Annotated in this window: 17 protein-coding genes; 4 read left to right on the forward strand and 13 right to left on the reverse strand. The window is 44.5% G+C overall.

Annotated features, from left to right (window positions below; genetic code table 11):
- Positions 1-48: 48 nt before the first annotated feature.
- Positions 49-2622 (reverse strand): preprotein translocase subunit SecA, encoded by a 2574-nt coding sequence (secA, locus tag DXD06_RS15245; protein ID WP_117832910.1) that lies wholly within the window; start codon positions 2620-2622, stop codon positions 49-51.
- A gap of 207 nt (positions 2623-2829) precedes the next feature.
- On the opposite strand from secA, the gene DXD06_RS15250 reads away from it, so the two are divergent.
- Positions 2830-3090, forward strand: coding sequence for a TIGR03905 family TSCPD domain-containing protein (locus tag DXD06_RS15250; protein WP_117832912.1), 261 nt, complete (start codon positions 2830-2832; stop codon positions 3088-3090).
- A 55-nt stretch (positions 3091-3145) separates the two neighbouring features.
- Here the strand turns inward: DXD06_RS15250 and DXD06_RS15255 are convergent, their stop codons facing one another.
- From DXD06_RS15255 to DXD06_RS15290, 9 genes are all read right to left on the reverse strand, one after another.
- The gene (locus DXD06_RS15255; protein ID WP_022045895.1) at positions 3146-3727 is read right to left on the reverse strand and encodes a dipicolinate synthase subunit B; all 582 of its coding nucleotides are present in this window, start codon (positions 3725-3727) and stop codon (positions 3146-3148) included.
- Positions 3703-4572 (reverse strand): NAD(P)-dependent oxidoreductase, encoded by an 870-nt coding sequence (locus DXD06_RS15260; protein WP_158569555.1) that lies wholly within the window; start codon positions 4570-4572, stop codon positions 3703-3705. Before DXD06_RS15260 ends, DXD06_RS15255 begins: the two co-directional genes overlap by 25 nt.
- Before the next feature lie 62 nt (positions 4573-4634).
- Positions 4635-5954: an aspartate kinase gene (locus DXD06_RS15265; protein WP_117832916.1), complete on the reverse strand. Its 1320-nt coding sequence runs from the start codon at positions 5952-5954 to the stop codon at positions 4635-4637.
- 63 nt (positions 5955-6017) lie between these two features.
- Positions 6018-6509, reverse strand: a complete 492-nt coding sequence (locus tag DXD06_RS15270; RefSeq protein ID WP_117832918.1) for a metallophosphoesterase family protein — start codon at positions 6507-6509, stop codon at positions 6018-6020.
- Positions 6510-6606: 97 nt separating this feature from the next.
- Entirely contained in the window at positions 6607-6783 is a 177-nt protein-coding gene (locus tag DXD06_RS17315) for a hypothetical protein (RefSeq protein WP_022045891.1), read from the reverse strand.
- Between the two features lie 148 nt (positions 6784-6931).
- Positions 6932-7702, reverse strand: coding sequence for a histidinol-phosphatase (locus tag DXD06_RS15275; protein ID WP_117832948.1), 771 nt, complete (start codon positions 7700-7702; stop codon positions 6932-6934).
- 156 nt (positions 7703-7858) lie between these two features.
- A complete protein-coding gene (locus tag DXD06_RS15280; RefSeq protein ID WP_022045889.1) occupies positions 7859-8119 on the reverse strand; it encodes a hypothetical protein in 261 nt (86 codons plus the stop codon).
- Positions 8120-8139: 20 nt separating this feature from the next.
- On the reverse strand, positions 8140-8346 hold the full coding sequence (locus DXD06_RS17320; RefSeq protein ID WP_117832920.1) for a hypothetical protein: 207 nt from the start codon (positions 8344-8346) through the stop codon (positions 8140-8142).
- A 182-nt stretch (positions 8347-8528) separates the two neighbouring features.
- Positions 8529-9488, reverse strand: coding sequence for an MFS transporter (locus DXD06_RS15290; protein ID WP_117832922.1), 960 nt, complete (start codon positions 9486-9488; stop codon positions 8529-8531).
- Here DXD06_RS15290 and DXD06_RS15295 point away from each other — a divergent pair.
- Positions 9487-10650, forward strand: a complete 1164-nt coding sequence (locus tag DXD06_RS15295; RefSeq protein WP_117832924.1) for a cation diffusion facilitator family transporter — start codon at positions 9487-9489, stop codon at positions 10648-10650. The genes DXD06_RS15290 and DXD06_RS15295 overlap by 2 nt on opposite strands.
- Positions 10651-10711: 61 nt before the next feature.
- Here the strand turns inward: DXD06_RS15295 and DXD06_RS15300 are convergent, their stop codons facing one another.
- The gene (locus DXD06_RS15300) at positions 10712-12406 is read right to left on the reverse strand and encodes a Na/Pi cotransporter family protein (RefSeq protein WP_117832927.1); all 1695 of its coding nucleotides are present in this window, start codon (positions 12404-12406) and stop codon (positions 10712-10714) included.
- Between the two features lie 287 nt (positions 12407-12693).
- On the opposite strand from DXD06_RS15300, the gene DXD06_RS15305 reads away from it, so the two are divergent.
- A complete protein-coding gene (locus DXD06_RS15305; RefSeq protein ID WP_117832929.1) occupies positions 12694-14115 on the forward strand; it encodes a hypothetical protein in 1422 nt (473 codons plus the stop codon).
- Entirely contained in the window at positions 14108-14890 is a 783-nt protein-coding gene (locus tag DXD06_RS15310) for a TPM domain-containing protein (protein WP_158569556.1), read from the forward strand. The genes DXD06_RS15305 and DXD06_RS15310 overlap by 8 nt, the downstream gene beginning before the upstream one ends.
- 169 nt (positions 14891-15059) lie before the next feature.
- On the opposite strand, the gene DXD06_RS15315 is transcribed toward DXD06_RS15310, so the two are convergent.
- Positions 15060-15386 (reverse strand): hypothetical protein, encoded by a 327-nt coding sequence (locus DXD06_RS15315; RefSeq protein ID WP_147343645.1) that lies wholly within the window; start codon positions 15384-15386, stop codon positions 15060-15062.
- Between the two features lie 343 nt (positions 15387-15729).
- A complete protein-coding gene (locus DXD06_RS15320) occupies positions 15730-17109 on the reverse strand; it encodes an RsmF rRNA methyltransferase first C-terminal domain-containing protein (RefSeq protein WP_117832935.1) in 1380 nt (459 codons plus the stop codon).
- Between the last annotated feature and the right edge of the window lie 49 nt (positions 17110-17158).

A 17158-nucleotide genomic window follows, 5' to 3' on the forward strand; every position in this document is an offset into this window, starting at 1 on the left:
AACGCGGAAACCATGATGGTTTCCACGTTTTTGTTATCTGCTTCGATTTTATACAACCTTACGTCCGCAGCACTGCTTATATTTCTTACCACTGCCGCATGGACACGGATCATTCGGATATACCTTGGCGTGTTCACGCTTCTTCGGTGCCTTTGCCGCACTCTCGTCCTTATTGGTTCCGGTTACTTTTGCGACCTGCTCACGCTCTACCTTCTGCTCTACCTGTACATGATAGAGAAGACGAATGGTATCCTCCTGAATACCCGCGATCATTTCATCGAACATATCAAATCCGGCCATCTTATACTCAACCAGCGGATCTCTCTGTCCGTATGCCTGTAATCCGATACCCTGACGGAGCTGATCCATATCGTCGATATGATCCATCCACTTGCGGTCGATCACCTTCAGCAATACGACACGCTCCAGCTCACGGAACTGCTCGATCTCCGGGAATTCGGTCTCTTTTGCTTCATATAAAAGCACTGCCTGTTCTTTCAGATGCTGCTTTAATTCTTTGACATCCTTGATATCTTCGATATTTTCCTCTGTAACAGGTTCAAGAGGAATCACCGGCAGAAGAATTTCATTTAATTCATTTAAATTCCACTCTTCGCGCGGAATCTCATTCGAAATACAGGTATCGACTGATTTCTCCACCTGTTCCTGAATCATCTTAAAGATCGCATCACGCATACTGTCTCCATTTAATACGGACATACGCTCTTTGTAAATGATCTCTCTCTGATCGTTGTTTACCTGATCATACTCTAACAGATTCTTACGAATACCATAGTTGTTGTACTCGATCTTTTCCTGTGCCTTCTCGATGGCAGAAGTAAGCATCTTGTGCTGAATCTGCTCACCTTCCGGAACACCAAGTGCGTTAAATACTGACATCAGACGCTCGGAACCGAACAGTCTCATCAGATCATCTTCCAGAGAAATAAAGAACTGGGATTCACCCGGATCTCCCTGACGTCCGGCACGACCACGCAGCTGATTATCGATACGGCGGGATTCATGACGCTCGGTACCGATGATCTTTAAACCTCCGGCTTCACGTGCATCCTCGTCCAGCTTGATATCGGTACCACGTCCAGCCATGTTGGTAGCGATGGTAACCGCTCCGTGCTGTCCTGCCTGTGCAACGATCTCGGCCTCCTGCTCATGGAATTTTGCATTCAATACGGTATGCGGAATTCCCTCACGCTTTAACATTCCGCTGATCAGCTCGGAAGTCTCAATCGTGATGGTACCAACCAGAACCGGCTGTCCCTTCTCATGTGCTTCCTTGACTTCCTCAACAACTGCTTTGAATTTTTCTTTCTTCGTCTTATATACCGCATCCTGATGATCGATACGTGCAATCGGACGGTTGGTAGGAATCTCAATAACGTCCATGCCGTAAATATCACGGAACTCTTTTTCCTCCGTCAGAGCCGTACCGGTCATACCGGCTTTCTTCTCAAATTTATTGAAGAAGTTCTGGAATGTAATGGTTGCAAGTGTCTTGCTCTCTCTCTTAACCTTTACATGCTCCTTTGCCTCGATTGCCTGATGCAGACCATCGGAATAACGGCGGCCCGGCATGATACGTCCGGTAAACTCGTCAACGATCATAACCTGATCCTCTTTTACCACGTAATCCTGATCGCGGAACATCAGATAATGTGCACGGAGCGCAAGGATCACATTATGCTGGATCTCCAGGTTCTCCGGATCTGCCAGGTTATCAATATGGAAAAATTTCTCAACCTTTTCCACACCCTGCTGTGTCAGATTCACCAGTTTGTCCTTTTCATTTACGATAAAGTCTCCGGTTTCTTCCTGCTCAATTCCCATGATGGCATCCATCTTGGAATACTCCGGTACATCCTCACCACGTGTCAGCTGCTGCGCTAAAATATCACATGCTTCATATAATTTGGTGGACTTTCCACTCTGACCGGAAATAATAAGAGGTGTACGCGCCTCATCGATCAATACGGAATCGACCTCATCGATGATCGCATAGTGCAGACCTCTTTGTACCAGCTGCTCCTTGTAGATCACCATGTTGTCACGCAGGTAATCAAATCCAAGTTCGTTATTTGTAATATATGTAATATCGCAATTGTAAGCGTCACGGCGCTCATCGTTGCTCATATCATTCAATACAACACCAACGGTCAGTCCGAGGAATTCATGCACTTTTCCCATCCACTCGGAATCTCGTTTTGCCAGATAATCATTGACGGTGACGATATATACCCCTTTGCCCTCCAGCGCATTCAGATAAGCCGGAAGTGTAGATACCAGTGTCTTACCTTCACCTGTCTTCATCTCTGCAATACGTCCCTGATGCAGGATAATACCACCGATAATCTGTACTCTGTAATGCTCCATGCCAAGCACACGGCTTGCTGCCTCACGTACGGTCGCATACGCTTCCGGAAGCAGATCGTCAAGTGTCTCTCCTTTTTCCAGACGCTCCTTATATTCTTTTGTCTTTCCCCGTAATTCTTCATCCGAAAGTGCCTTCATCTCGTCACGATAAGATTCCACTTTATCTACGAGGGGCGTAATTCGTTTCAACTCCCTGTCACTGTGTGTACCAAAAATTTTAGTCAATGCACTCATAATATATTTTGCTCCTAACTCGCATAGAATATAGGTATTGTACCACTTTCTCCACATTTACACAACTCAAAGGCCATGAATGTTTTATAAACTTTTTATGAACGAACAGGATTCTGCTATTGAAAATTTGTAAACAGCTTGCTATGATAAGAGGACGATTATTGTATTCCAAACACAAGGAAGAAACAGAAAGGAAGGTAACAACCCATGTCTTATATTTACAAAACAAAAGGCACCTGTTCCACACAGATCGAAGTGGAGCTGGACGGAAATATTGTTAAAAATGTGAAATTCACCGGCGGCTGTCAGGGAAATCTTCAGGCAATTCCCCGTCTGGTTGAGGGCATGACTGTTGAAGAAGTGGAACGCCGTATTTCCGGTATTCACTGTGGCATGAAAAACACCTCCTGTGGTGATCAGCTTGCCCGGGCATTGCGCGAAGCCTATGATGCACAAAAAAATGCATAATACCATTCCCGGATTATGTAAAAGCCTCCCCAGACAGATCTGTCTGGGGGCTTTTTTATCCCCGTACCACCGGCTGCAGCTGCTTTCCTTCCAAAGCTGCCGAAATCGTCTCCGGCAAAAGTTCCATTTTTGCCACCATCGAATTTGGCTTTTTTTCATAATTATCCTGTGCGAATGGCACAAAATAAATATGTTTCGTATTCATCAGCATCCCGATATTTTTAAAACTGGCTCCCAGTGCATCGTTGGTGGATATGGCAATTACCAGTGGTTTGCCATTGCGCATATGCGCTTTGGCAGCCATCAGAACCGGAGTATCGGTGATTGCATTCGCCAGCTTCGCCGCAGAATTTCCTGTACACGGTGCAATCACCATCACATCCAGATATCCCTTCGGTCCGATCGGTTCTGCCTCCTGAAGTGTGCGGATTCCAGGGTTCCCCGTTATGTCACAGACTTCTTCCATAAACTCTTTTGCCGTTCCAAACCGCGTATCGCAGTTCTGCGTCTGATAAGAAAAGATGGGAATCACATGTGCTCCCATCTCCGTCAGTCTCTGAATCTCTTTCCTGGTTTTTGCGAATGTACAGAAAGAACCGGTAATCCCATACCCTATATTGCGATTTGATAAATCCATGTCTTTGCCTCTTTCCCATCCTGCCTGATTTTACTGTGTTCAAGAATTGCATCTGCCAGCACTTTGGCACTGCTCTTTGTCGTATACAGCCCCGGAAGTCCCAATGCCGCCACAACTTTGATTCCATATGCCTCCGCTGCCATCAGATCCGTACCGCCGGGTCTTGATGCAATATCAATGATCACGGCATCCGAATGCATTTCACGGATCATCGGCTCGCGGATCACAAGTGCCGGAACCGTGTTTACAACCGTGCGTGCCCCATAGGCTTCCTCCGGACCGTACGAAAAGTCCACTGCCTCATGTCCTTCTGTCCGTGCCAGCCGGCGTGCCTCTACGCTCCTTGCCAGCACTGTCACTTTTGCTCCCATCGCAGACAAAACCCTGGCGATCTCCCTGCCGCATCTTCCATACCCGCTGACAATAATTTTCTGCCCCCGGATAGAATAATCACTGTATTTTAAAATTTCAGCAACCGTTGCTTCTGCTGTAATACATGCGTTGCGATGCACAACCACCGCATCTGTCATCATATCATAATATTCTGTTCCCGCATCCTCACAGCGCTGTCTCCACTCCGGTCCAAAAACCCCTCCAAACAATATCCAGTCCCGTTCTTTTTTTCCTGTCAGTTCCTCCTTTAATATAATATTTACATCATGGTTTCTCTCAATCTTCGTAACAGGAACCGGCAGCACAAGATACCTGCTGTTGTCCAGCACTTCCAGTGCCTCTTCCTTTTCCACTCCCCGTCTCCAGTCCAGTCGGTGTATCTTTCCCGGAAGACAGGCGGCAAGATTGCTTTGTCGCTGATCCGTAACAAAAATCACGATATTTCCGGTCATATAAAAACGCTCCCTTCCATATAACATATGAAAGGGAGCGTCATAAGGTGCATTCCTGATGTTTAAAGTCTGGTCTCTACAAAGATATCGTAAATCGCCTTGATGGCTGCCTCGAAATCATCGTTGCTGACACCAATGATAATATTCAATTCGGAAGATCCCTGGTCAATCATCTTTACATTGATGTTTGCATGTGCCAGTGCAGAAAAGATTCTGCCTGCAGTACCACGGGTAGACTTCATACCACGTCCTACAACAGCGATCAGACCCAGATCCGCTTCCAGATCAATCACATCCGGATGGGTCAGACGGCGGATGGAGCTGATCACCTGCTGCTCCTTGCCTTCAAACTCCTCCTGATGCACAAATACAGTCATAGTGTCAATGCCGGATGGCATATGCTCAATCGAAATTCCGTTTTCCTCAAATGCCTGTAATGCTTTACGGCAGAATCCAACTTCGGAGTTCATCATGTCTTTGTCAATACTTACTGCGACAAATCCCTTTTTCCCAGCGATACCAGTGATCGTATATTCCGGTTTCTGACAGGTACTCTCTACGATCAGGGTTCCTTCTGCCTCCGGATCATTGGTGTTACGGATATTGATCGGAATACCGGCTTTACGTACCGGGAACACCGCATCCTCATGAAGTACGGAAGCTCCCATATAAGAAAGCTCTCTTAATTCACGATATGTAATCACATGAATCGGCTGAGGATTATCAATAATACGTGGATCTGCCACAAGACATCCGGATACATCTGTCCAGTTCTCATATAAACTTGCATGACATGCTTTTGCAACAATTGATCCGGTAATATCGGAACCACCACGGGAGAATGTTTTCACCTTTCCATCCGCACCAATTCCGTAAAATCCAGGAATTACAGCTTTTTCACATTCTGCAAGTTTCTTTGACAGTACCTTATCCGTCTTGTCTGCATCCAGATTTCCTTCTTCATCAAAAAAGATTACGGTTGCAGAATCGATAAACTCATATCCAAGATAATCTGCCATAAGAATACCATTCAGATACTCTCCGCGGGAAGCCGCATAATCCACACCGGCTTTTTCCTTAAAGTTTTTGGAAATTGTCTTAAACTCCTCATCCAGTGTCACTTTCAGTCCGAGTCCGTTGATAATGGAATCATAACGCTCTTTGATCTTCATGAGAGGAACACGGAACTCCTCGCCTGCCTCTGCTTTCGCGTAGCATGCATATAACATATCCGTAACCTTGGTATCTCTGGAATTACGCTTTCCAGGAGCACTCGGCACTACATATTTTCTGGATTCATCCGCACGGATAATATCGCCAACCTTGGCAAACTGCTCGGCACTCGCCAGCGAGCTGCCACCAAATTTTACAACCTTAACCATTTTTAACTTTTCTCCTTCAAGAATAATAACTTCTGCTATTATACTTCTACCGTCTGGCTTTCGTCAATTATTTTCTTCCAGATAGATCACATCCGTTGCGATCGTATTACTCGATCCGTCCACCTGCAGAACTCCATAGGATGGCGGTATTCCGTAAGGCGGCTGTCCGATACTTCCCGGATTCATGTAGGTAATCCGGTTGTGTTTGTCATAAAAAACCCGGTGGGTATGTCCGAACAGCGCGGCATCGACCTTCCGCTCCTCTGCTGCATATTCCAGATTCAGATATCCAGCTTTTACATTAAATGTATGTCCATGACAGATCAGTATTTTTTTCCCTTCGATCAGAAGAATCCGTTCCTGAACTTCCTGACGGCAATCACAGTTTCCCGGCACCTGTTCCATCACAGTCATAGGAAATTTCCGGTGCAGCTGTTCTGCATCTGCCCAGCAGTCTCCCAGATGAATGATCATATCCGGATGTAATCGGCCGACTGCCGTAACCATATTATTTACATTTCCGTGCGAATCACTGAGCACCAGAATTCTCTTCATATAAAACATACTCCTTTTCGTTTAAAAAGCAAAAAGACCTTTGCTCCGGCATCCTCGCCAAGGCAAAAGTCTTTTCTCCTTCTCATTTCAGCGATGACTATCCCAGTCGTTTCCACTGCTTACTACATTTGTAGTAGGAATAAAACATGCAGTGTTCCGCCTGCTCACAGCGCTTTGGTGCAGTCTCAATGCTGCACTGGCAGTTTACAATTGCATCTGCCTTCCCCTTACAATTTCCCTTTAACATGACATCGTCTAAAACTTCATCTGACATACTTCTTTTTGCTCCTTATTACTACCAAGTTTTGTTCACGACGATCTTCATTATACAATATATGGTAGGTAAAGACCATAGGTCAAATCTCACAAATAGACCTGCCTGTTTTGTAAAAATTTTCACTTGACGAAACAGGAAAAATGCGCTAGAGCTCCAGCTTATTTATTAAGTTCAAATTATACTTTTCCGCCAATTCCATACATTTTCTGTAAGAATCCACATCCTGAATATGTCTCACACAATGGGCATCCAATCCGAGAATCGCTTTATTTCCGACTTCCCCGGCAATCTTCCAGAAACGCTCTGCCGGATAATGCCTTGCCCCTTCTCCCATGCCGAGCATGTTGATCTCCAACGGAATGTCCAGTTCCTTCATTTCTTTGCACAACCGGGTCATCTCCCAGTCGTATACCGAATCCATTCCCTGATAATTCATCAGATCCGGATGGGCAAGATATGCATAACTTCCGGTCTTCATCCCTTCGATTACGAGATCCACATATCTGCGGATACGGCTTTCATCCTCCGTCTCTGTCCCTGTATATGGTCCTTTTTCTTCTGATCCCAGAAAATGCTGCCCCATGATCATATAATCACATCCAAGGTTGCGGAACATCCGCATCTGTTCTTCGTAAAATTCCGGAACATACTCTGCCTCAAATCCTGCATATATTTTTATCTGATCCCGGTACTCCGCTTCGAGCCTTCGGATTGTCTCCACATATTCCGGCGCCTGTTTCATGGTCATCCGGATATTGGATACATATCCGTCCTGATAGGGGCACGGCACATGATCGGAAAATCCAAAAATTTCAATTCCCATGGAAATCGCTGCTTCAATATATTCTCTCTCCGTATCATAGGCATGCTGGCACCGCCATGTATGTGCATGATAATTTGCTTTTAAAAAATCCATTCTGTTGTCCTTCATCCGTTTATTCGCCTATCATTTTAACATGGAATACGTTTTATGACAACAAAAGACCGTGTGCATCCTCTCATGCCCACACGGTCTTTTATTATTTCAAATACTCAAATAAATTACTCCCTATTGTTTAAATGAACAATATTTCTATTTTTTTTTTCGACAAAGAACATATATAAGCGCAACGAAAGCAAAAAGAGCAGTTGCCATTATATGTCTGCTATTTGATTGTGGAATTTTTATGAACATACAAAAAAGTGTTACAATCAGTGTTGGGATTTCTATGATTGATAAAATAATAATAGATGGTAAAAAATCTTTTTCTCCTCCCTTTTTCATATCAATTCCTAACACAGCTACAATACAAAGAGGAATTATTTCTGACATTAATTCAAAACCATAATTCATATGCAATCTCCTTATTTTTCTTAATGTCCCCACCGCCTAGACCAAGAAACATTTTTTTTCAAAAGAACTTTTTCAGAAGAATCAGAATAAAAATCGCCTCTGTATCTATAATATATTTTTCCACTTGAATGACTAACACATCTTTCACCGTCAAAATAAATGCTATCCGGTATGTTTGAAATTTCTTTTTTATCCTTATCTTCTTCTACACTGATAGTATCTAACACAAAATTATTTTTTTCACATCATTTTAGTCTGCGCAATCTTTTGTAAGTTGCAACTAACATCAGTTTACTACTATTATCAAATATGTCAATGAATTCTTCAAATTTCATCAAATATTAATTAAATATTAAATAAAGTTTTATATTATTTTCTATTACAAATTCGCATCATATATTGTATTACTTTAATCATGGAACATCTGCTGTTCCATGATAACGTTCTCCTGATTTTTCGTACTTTCCGATCCACTGTGCTCTGTTTTCATAAAAAACAGTGCTCCTGCAAGGAAAAGAAATACGATAGCGGATACCCCGATGTTTATACTCCCAAAAGCCTGGGAAGCCAGTCCGACCACCGTCGTTCCCATAAAGGATGCTCCTTTTCCGCAGATATCCATCAGACCAAAATACTCTCCGGAACGCTCCGGCGGAACAATCTTTGCAAAATAAGACCGGGACAGTGCCTGAATGCCCCCCTGGAACATTCCCACAAAAATTGCCAGCACCCAGAACTGCCACTGTGCCTTCATAAACACGGCAAAAACGGTAATCCCCGTATACGCAGCAATACAGGTTAAAATCAGCTTTCCGGTATCGTATTGTTCCGCAAGCCTGCCAAACAGAATGGAAAACGGAAATGCAACAAACTGTGTCACAAGCAATGCAAGAAGCAGTCCTGTGGAATCCAGCCCCAGGGCAGAACCATACGCCGTTGCCATATCTATAATCGTATAAACTCCATCAATGAAAAAGAAGAATGCTATGAGAAACAGAAAGATTTTCTTTTGTTTCCGTACACTGCGCAGCGTTTCTATGATACGTCCAACGCTTTCCCTCATGGCATGCGGTTTCCGCTCTACATAATGAACCTGGCGATACTGCTTCATTAAAGGAAGCGACATCACAAGCCACCACACCGCAACCACGGCAAACGCAATCATCATTCCTGTTTCAAAAGAAAGTCCCATTTTCTGATACCCAAGTACAAAAACAAGACTTACGATGAAAGGAATACAGCTTCCTGCATTTGTGGGTGGTGCATGTATAAAATGCAGGTAAAATTTATATAATTTGACCTTTTCCCAAACGTAGCATATAATAGGAAAAACCAATGGAACATGTATGATTCTTGGGGGGATATCCATGATTACAATGTTAGCGAAAATCTTTATCAAAAACCGTCCGGCAAAAGAACAACGGCAGGCATATGGCACCCTGTGCAGTATCGTTGGAATCTGCTTAAATGTCTGCCTGTTTGCCGGAAAATATTTTGCCGGAATGTTAAGCGGTTCCGTTGCCATCACAGCGGATGCGTTCAACAACCTGTCCGATGCCGGTTCCTCTTTTATTACACTTGCCGGATTTCTTTATGCCGGGAAAACTCCGGATTCGGAGCACCCGTTCGGACATGGGAGGTTTGAATATGTGTCGGGATTTGTCGTAGCGATTGCTATCCTGATGATGGGATTTGAACTTTTAAAAACTTCCTTTTCCAAAATTCTGCATCCGGAAGCCGTAGACACAAGTCTGCTTGCCATGGGAATTCTGGTATGCTCCATTCTGGTAAAAATCTACATGTACTGTTACAACCATTATATTGGGAAAAAACTCGATTCGGATGCCATGCAGGCGACCGCCATGGATTCGCTTTCCGACACCATTGCCACCTCTGTGGTTCTGGCAGCCATGATTATTATGCGCCTGACATCCATCAATGTCGATGGATTTGGCGGTCTGCTGGTAGCCATTTTCATCCTCTATGCCGGAATAAAAGCGGTCAAAGACACCATGGATCCGCTTCTCGGAAAAGCTCCGGACCAGACATTTGTCCGGGAAATCCGTGCCATTGTCATGTCCCATCCCAAAGTACACGGTATCCATGATCTGATCGTACATGACTACGGTCCCGGCCGCCGCATGATCACCCTGCATCTGGAAGTTCCGGGGGACGAAGATGTCTTTCAGCTCCATGACATGATCGATCACATTGAACGGGAGCTGGATCAGAAACTCGGATGTGAAGCCGTCATCCACATGGATCCGATTGAAACCAATAATGCCGCAATTGCCCAGATGAAGCAGCAGGTAGAACAAAAGGTTCTTGAAATTGACCGCCGTATTACCATCCACGATTTCCGCCTGATCAACTGCGATACCCACACCGGCATTGCCTTTGACGCGGTCATCCCCTATGGTATGCGGATCCGTCCGGAAGACCTGAAGAAAAAAATTGAAAACAAGCTTCAGGAAATCGAAGGAAACTACCAGTTTATGATTCATGTGGATCAGAGTTATGTACCTGTATAAAAATAACGGTTCGCAGATTTCCGCGAACCGTTATTACTGACAGCTTTATTTATTGCATGCCCTAATCCTCTGCAAAAAATGCCTGCATAGTTACATTTTCCTTTGCTACCTCCACAAGGTTTACACAACTGTTTCCAATCCGGTCAATATTATGGAGCACATCATTAAACGGAATGGTAAGTTTGGAATCGCACTTTCCCTTTCCCACTCTGGCAATATGGTTTTTGCGCATTTTTTCACCCAGCTGCATGATGTCTTCTTTTTGCCGCATCAGTTCTTTGATATCCATATTCACATCCCCGGAAATCGCCTGAATGCAGCTTCCGAAAATCATCTGGATCTGTTCCATTGCCTTTTTCAGTTCTTTCAAAGCATCTTTGGAATACTTATGTTTTCCTTTATTCTGTTTTGCCACGGTTTCCATGATTTCCCTCGTCAGCTGCCCGATCCGGTCAATATCACAGAGAATGTACTGCATACCGGCACTTTGTGATGCCTGTTCCTCGGTCAGCACACCTCCGGAATACAGTGATGCAAAATAATCATTGACCGAAGCATACAGCTTCTGCAGTATTTTCGCCTTTTCTTCTACAAGTTCTGCATTTTCTTTATCAATCTTTCCGTTTCTGTACTGCAGTTTTCCGATCATTTCATCTACAAGTTTTGCACAGTACATTACTTCTTTTGCCACCAGCTGCAATGCTGCTGCCGGCTGTGCAATCAGCTTGTTGTCCAGATATTTCGGATTTTCATCTACTTCGACTTCCGTTTCCTTTCCCTTTCCATCCGGTACAAGTTTCATCACAATCTTTACCATCAGAGGAATGAGCGGAATCCAGATCAGCGTCATGACAAGGTTAAATCCGGTATGGGCATTTGCAATCTGCCGTGAAATCACATCAATTTCGTTTCCCTTCGGCGAAATGAACTGAATCAGGGCTGCATACGGTTTTACAAGAAACAGGAATAAAATTGCTCCCGAAATATTAAATACACAATGGGCAAACGCCGTCCTTCTGGCATCTTTTGGCTGTCCGATAGATGCCAGCACTGCGGTAATCGTTGTACCGATATTGTCTCCCAACAGAATCGGGATGGCACCTGCCAGTCCGATGATACTGGTCACACCGTCCGGTCCTGCCTGGGCTGCAAAATTCTGTAATACGGCAATCGTTGCACTGCTGCTCTGTACAACAAGTGTCATAACAGCACCCACGCATACCCCAAGAATCGGAATATGGGATACTTTTCCAATCATGTTGACAAAGAATGCACTGGATGCCAATGGTTTCATGACATCGCCCATCGTCTCAATTCCAAGGAATAACAAACCAAATGCGAAAATTGTCTGTCCGATATTTTTCACCTTTTCTTTCTTTGAAATAAAAGAAATAAGAAATCCCGCAAAAATGAACAGATAAATATAATCCGTTATTTTAAATGCAATAATCTGTGCCGTCATGGTCGTACCGATATTGGCACCGAGAATAATGGAGATCGCCTGTGGCAGCGACATCAATCCTGCGCTGACAAAGCCGATTGTCATAACCGTTGTTGCGCTGCTGCTCTGTAACACTGCGGTCGTCAAAGCTCCCGCAAGCACACCAAGAATCGGATTTTTTGTAAGCAGGGCAAGGATTTTCTTCATCTTTTCCCCTGCTGCTTTCTGCAGGCACTCGCTCATCATATTCATGCCGTAAATAAAGATTGCCAGACCTCCGACCAGTCCGAAAATAATTTTCATCGTCTCGTTCACTTATGGTTCCTCCCCATTTCTTTTCATAAACTTTACACTCCGTATACTTTTTTTCTGAGATTGTAATAAGTTTATCATCGGAGTGTAAAATCAAACCATCCCAGAATGTAAACTCTGTGTAAAATTTCCGTAATGTTGTAAAATTGCTGTAAATTTGCGTAAAGTCTGTAAAATCCATGTAAATCAGCATTTTCAGGCTCTATGACTTTAAACCCATTGTAAAAATATTTCCACAATGCTAGAATAAAATAGTTACAAAGGAAAATGTTTTGGAAAGGGAAAACACTATGCTATCATGTCCAAACTGCGGAGGAAATCTCAAATTTGACATTCCTTCCCAGCAACTCTCATGCGAGCATTGTCACACACTGTTTGATCCTTATGATTTTGACGGGAAAACAAGTGATGCCGAAGAATCAAAGACATTCGACGGCGATTACGAGGTCACGATCTTTACCTGTCCACAGTGTGGCGGTGAAATCTTAAGCACCGACAATGCTGCAGCCGGTTTCTGCAGTTTCTGCGGAGCCTCCACGATTCTTTACAGCAGAATCAGTCACGAAAAACGGCCCAATTATATTATTCCGTTCCAGAAGACAAAGGAACAGTGTAAGGAAGCGTACGCACGCCGTATGAAACATTCCATTTTTGCGCCAAAAGAACTCCGCGATCCTTCTTATATCGATAGTTTCCGCGGAATTTACATGCCTTACTGGGCGTTTTATATCTCCCAGAAAGGTTCTCTCTCGCTCGATGGAAAAAAGACTTCCCGCCGCGGTGATTATATTATTACCGATCACTACGCACTTACCGGGGATCTGGATGCCTACTACAAAGGTCTTTCCTATGATGCCTCATCCTCTTTTGATGACAATATCAGTGAAGAACTGGCTCCTTATAATTTAAAAGGCATGAAAGCCTTTACCCCCGCCTATTTAAGCGGATTTTACGCGGACACTTCCGATGTGGATGCAAAAGTATATCAGGGCGATGCCGAATACACTGCATCTGCGGAAACAACCGAGCGTATTGCTTCTGACGGGACATTTGCCGGTTTTACCATGGATACCATCCGTCCTGAACAGCTCCATACAAAAACAGAAACCATCGACAGTACCATGTTTCCGGTATGGTTTCTATCCTACCGCAAAAAAGACCGTGTCGCTTATGCAACGGTCAACGGACAGACCGGACTGGTCGTTGCGGATATTCCGATTGATCCGAAGCGTTATCTGCTCGGTTCGCTACTCTTAGCAATTCCGATCTTTGCGCTTCTGGCATGGTCGGCGATCCTGCAGCCTTCATCCCTGGTAATGACCACTCTGCTTTTGTCATTGCTCGCCGCCTGTGTCTATTTCTACGAATGTGTTTCTATCCGTCAGAAAGATACCGGTGCAAATGACCGTGGCAAAATGTTCATCCAATCGAAGAAAGCTTCTGCTGCAGACAAACCGAAAACCCCTGAAGCCCAGCCGGAGCCAGTCGCAAAAACGAATCCGCTTGGCTGGATTCTTCCGCTTTGTGCTGCGGTACTTTCGTTTGGGGTATGGTTCCTGCATCCGGTATCGGATCTCTACTATTACGGAGCCGCAATTCTTTCCATGGCTGCCATCCTCGTGTCGTTCATCAGTATTATCCATGCGTATAATCTGTTGTCCACCCGCCGGCTGCCACAATTTGACAAACAGGGAGGTGATGACCGTGCGTAAAATAAAACATATCCTTACGGCATTTGTATTTTGTCTGATACTCTCCGCCAGCACCATACCGGTTTGTGCATCCGCAGTTTCCGCTTCCAATGAGGAAACCGGCTACGTTTATGTGCTGGATGATTCTGCCGATTTTCTGACAGACTCCCAGGAAAACAGTCTGCAAAAGCAGCTGTATGATCTGACCGCATACTGTAATGTGGCTTTTGTAACCACAACCGGACACAGTAAATCTTCCACCGAAGATTTTGCTGCAGATTATTTTGATGATGTCTTTGGTCCACATGCCAACGGTACGATCTTCGTCATTGACCGCTGCCTGAATGAGATTTATCTCTACAGCGATGGACAGGCGCACAAAATCATCACCAATTCCCGCGCACGTTCAATTACCGATAACACTTATACCTATGCGCGCGATAAGGATTATTATACCTGTGCATACAAGGTCTTTGCCCAGATCGAAACGCTGATGCAGGGCAAACGAATTGCAGAACCGATGCGCTACCTCTGCAGTGCGCTGCTGGCCATTGTTGCTGCACTGTTTCTCAATCTCTTTTTCGCGCTGTGGAGTTCACGTTCCCACAAGGCAGACCGCAGACAGGTGATGACCGGATTGTATGCACAGATGCAGATCAATAACCCACGCACACAATTCATCCGCCAGTCGCGTACTTACAGTCCGGTATCTTCCGGCAGCAGCGGCGGTGGCCATTCCGGCGGCGGTGGTGGCGGCGGCGGTCACTCCGGTGGTGGCGGCGGTCACAGTATATAATCCTGTAGAAAATGCGCATTTGTGGTAAAACGATGCTTTAAAAAATGCGCATTTGCAGGAGTTTCTTATATTTTAAGCAAAACTATTAATAAGGGCAGTTTTTAAACTGCCCTTATTTGAATCATATGTCATTTTTAATATACCTTCCACTTGTCAGATAAACGCTTCATTATTTTTTTGTAAGAAAACTATCAAGTTCCCCATATACTGTATTATCTGAAGATATTAAAATTTTTCCATTATCTGTATATAAGTAGTTCAAATATTCATATGGCAAGTCTATCTTGTTAAGCTTATTATGGCGACTGTCAATATTCCAGATTTCTCCTGTATCCCTGGAATATACCAAAGCATAATCTGCTTTTTTATCTCTGCCAGGTATTGCAATATCCAAATCTATCTTATTTATTATTTTTGCAACGGTCTTCCCCGATGCTACACGAAAAAGTACTCCATTCCCACTAAATGTTCTTATAAAACCATATTTTCCAGACATCTCAAACGTCGAAATTGTAAAAAAACAAATTTGTAACCCCATTTTCATATTTAGAATAAACAATATTATCATCTACAAGACATTCTATGTTATCTATGTATTCGTTATCCATTCGAAGCGACTTCCACGTATATCCACTATCACTTTTCAAATCTGTTTCAAAAATATGATTATCTATTGTTGCAGTTTTATTACAGCCCAAACTAAAAAAACATATGGTAATGGCTATTAATAATAAGCCGACTCTTTTTTTCATTTTAATAATCCATACCCCCCAAATGCTTCTTTTATCGTATAAATAAAAATAAGCGAAAGTAGTGCAACCGTATCAGGTGGACTTCTTTTAGAGCAGCTTCCGCAGCCCCTTCGGGTAGTGATTCTTCATCACAGAACCCGCAAGTTTGCCCCAGCCGAGGCTGTATCCATCTACCGTGATCAGATACCAGCCCTTCTCCCCTTCTGCCGGAAACGTCTGCCCGGCCAGATACGCGCGTGCTTCATCCACAGACAGATTCCAGCTGTGACATGCTTCCTGCGGAGAAATTGCAAGCGCCAGTGCGTGTGCCGGTTCCAGCCGGTTCTTTTTAACTGTGCCAAGATGCAGGCCCGGACGCAGCACATGCAGCCGTCTGGTTGCCGGCATATGTTCCGGCATCAGATACAGCTGCTCTCCAAAAAGAAGCAGCCTCCCGGCATCATCTGCCGGTATCTTTCCAAGAAACTCCTGTAATCCTGCAAGATACGCTTTTGCTTCTCCCTTTGCCAGCGGTTTTTCTTCTCCATTCGCACAATATCCCCGGTAATTTTCCGAAACGGTTCCCTCGTTTTCCAGAACCGCAACGAAATGTCCCTCTCCGTGCAGATGATGCGGAAATAACCGGATCGTATCTCCTATCTCCGCTGCCGGATGTTTTGTCCATGCCGCTACACCGTCTGCCATTCCCGGATATTTTTTCACCGGCACAATATGAAACTGCGGATGCTGTTCCAGAAAACGGCTGATCGTTCCCTCGTTTTCCTCCGGTGCAAAGGTACAGGTAGAGTAAACCATACGTCCTCCCGGCCGGAGCATGGAGGCCGCACATGCAAGAATTTCCTGCTGCCGCGCCGCACAGACCTGAACATTTTCAGGACTCCACTCCTCACATGCCTGCTCATTTTTACGAAACATTCCCTCCCCGGAACACGGGGCATCTACCATGATCCGGTCAAAATATTCCGTAAACATTCCCGCAAGTGTCTGCGGACTCTCGTTTGTCACCATCACATTTTTTACACCCATCCGTTCCATATTCTCGGAAAGAATCTTTGCCCGCGCCGGATGAATCTCATTGCTGACAAGGAGCCCTTTTCCCTGCATCGCTGCCGCAATCTGTGTACTTTTGCCCCCCGGTGCCGCACATAAATCCAGAACTTTTTCGCCCGGCTGCACATCCAGATATGCAGCCGGTGCCATGGCACTCGGCTCCTGAATATAGTACACGCCCGCCTCGTGATACGGATGTTTTCCCGGCTGATCTTCCTTTTCGTAATAAAACCCGTTCGCTTCCCACGACACCGGCTGCAGGTGAAAGGAAGTCTCCTCTGTAAACCGGTCTGTGTCGGTTTTTGACGGATTGATCCGCAGTGCCTGATAACGCGCATCTTCGTAACTGTTTAGAAATGCCGGGTATTCTTCCTCCAGCATTTGTTTCATTCGATCTAAAAAAAGTTGTGGAAGCATATCATTTCTCCTAAATTTCTCCTAAAGTTTTCCAAAAAAACTTGGAAAA

It is taken from the genome of Roseburia sp. TF10-5 (assembly GCF_003462365.1).
GTDB classification, from domain to species: Bacteria; Bacillota; Clostridia; order Lachnospirales; family Lachnospiraceae; genus Roseburia; species Roseburia faecis.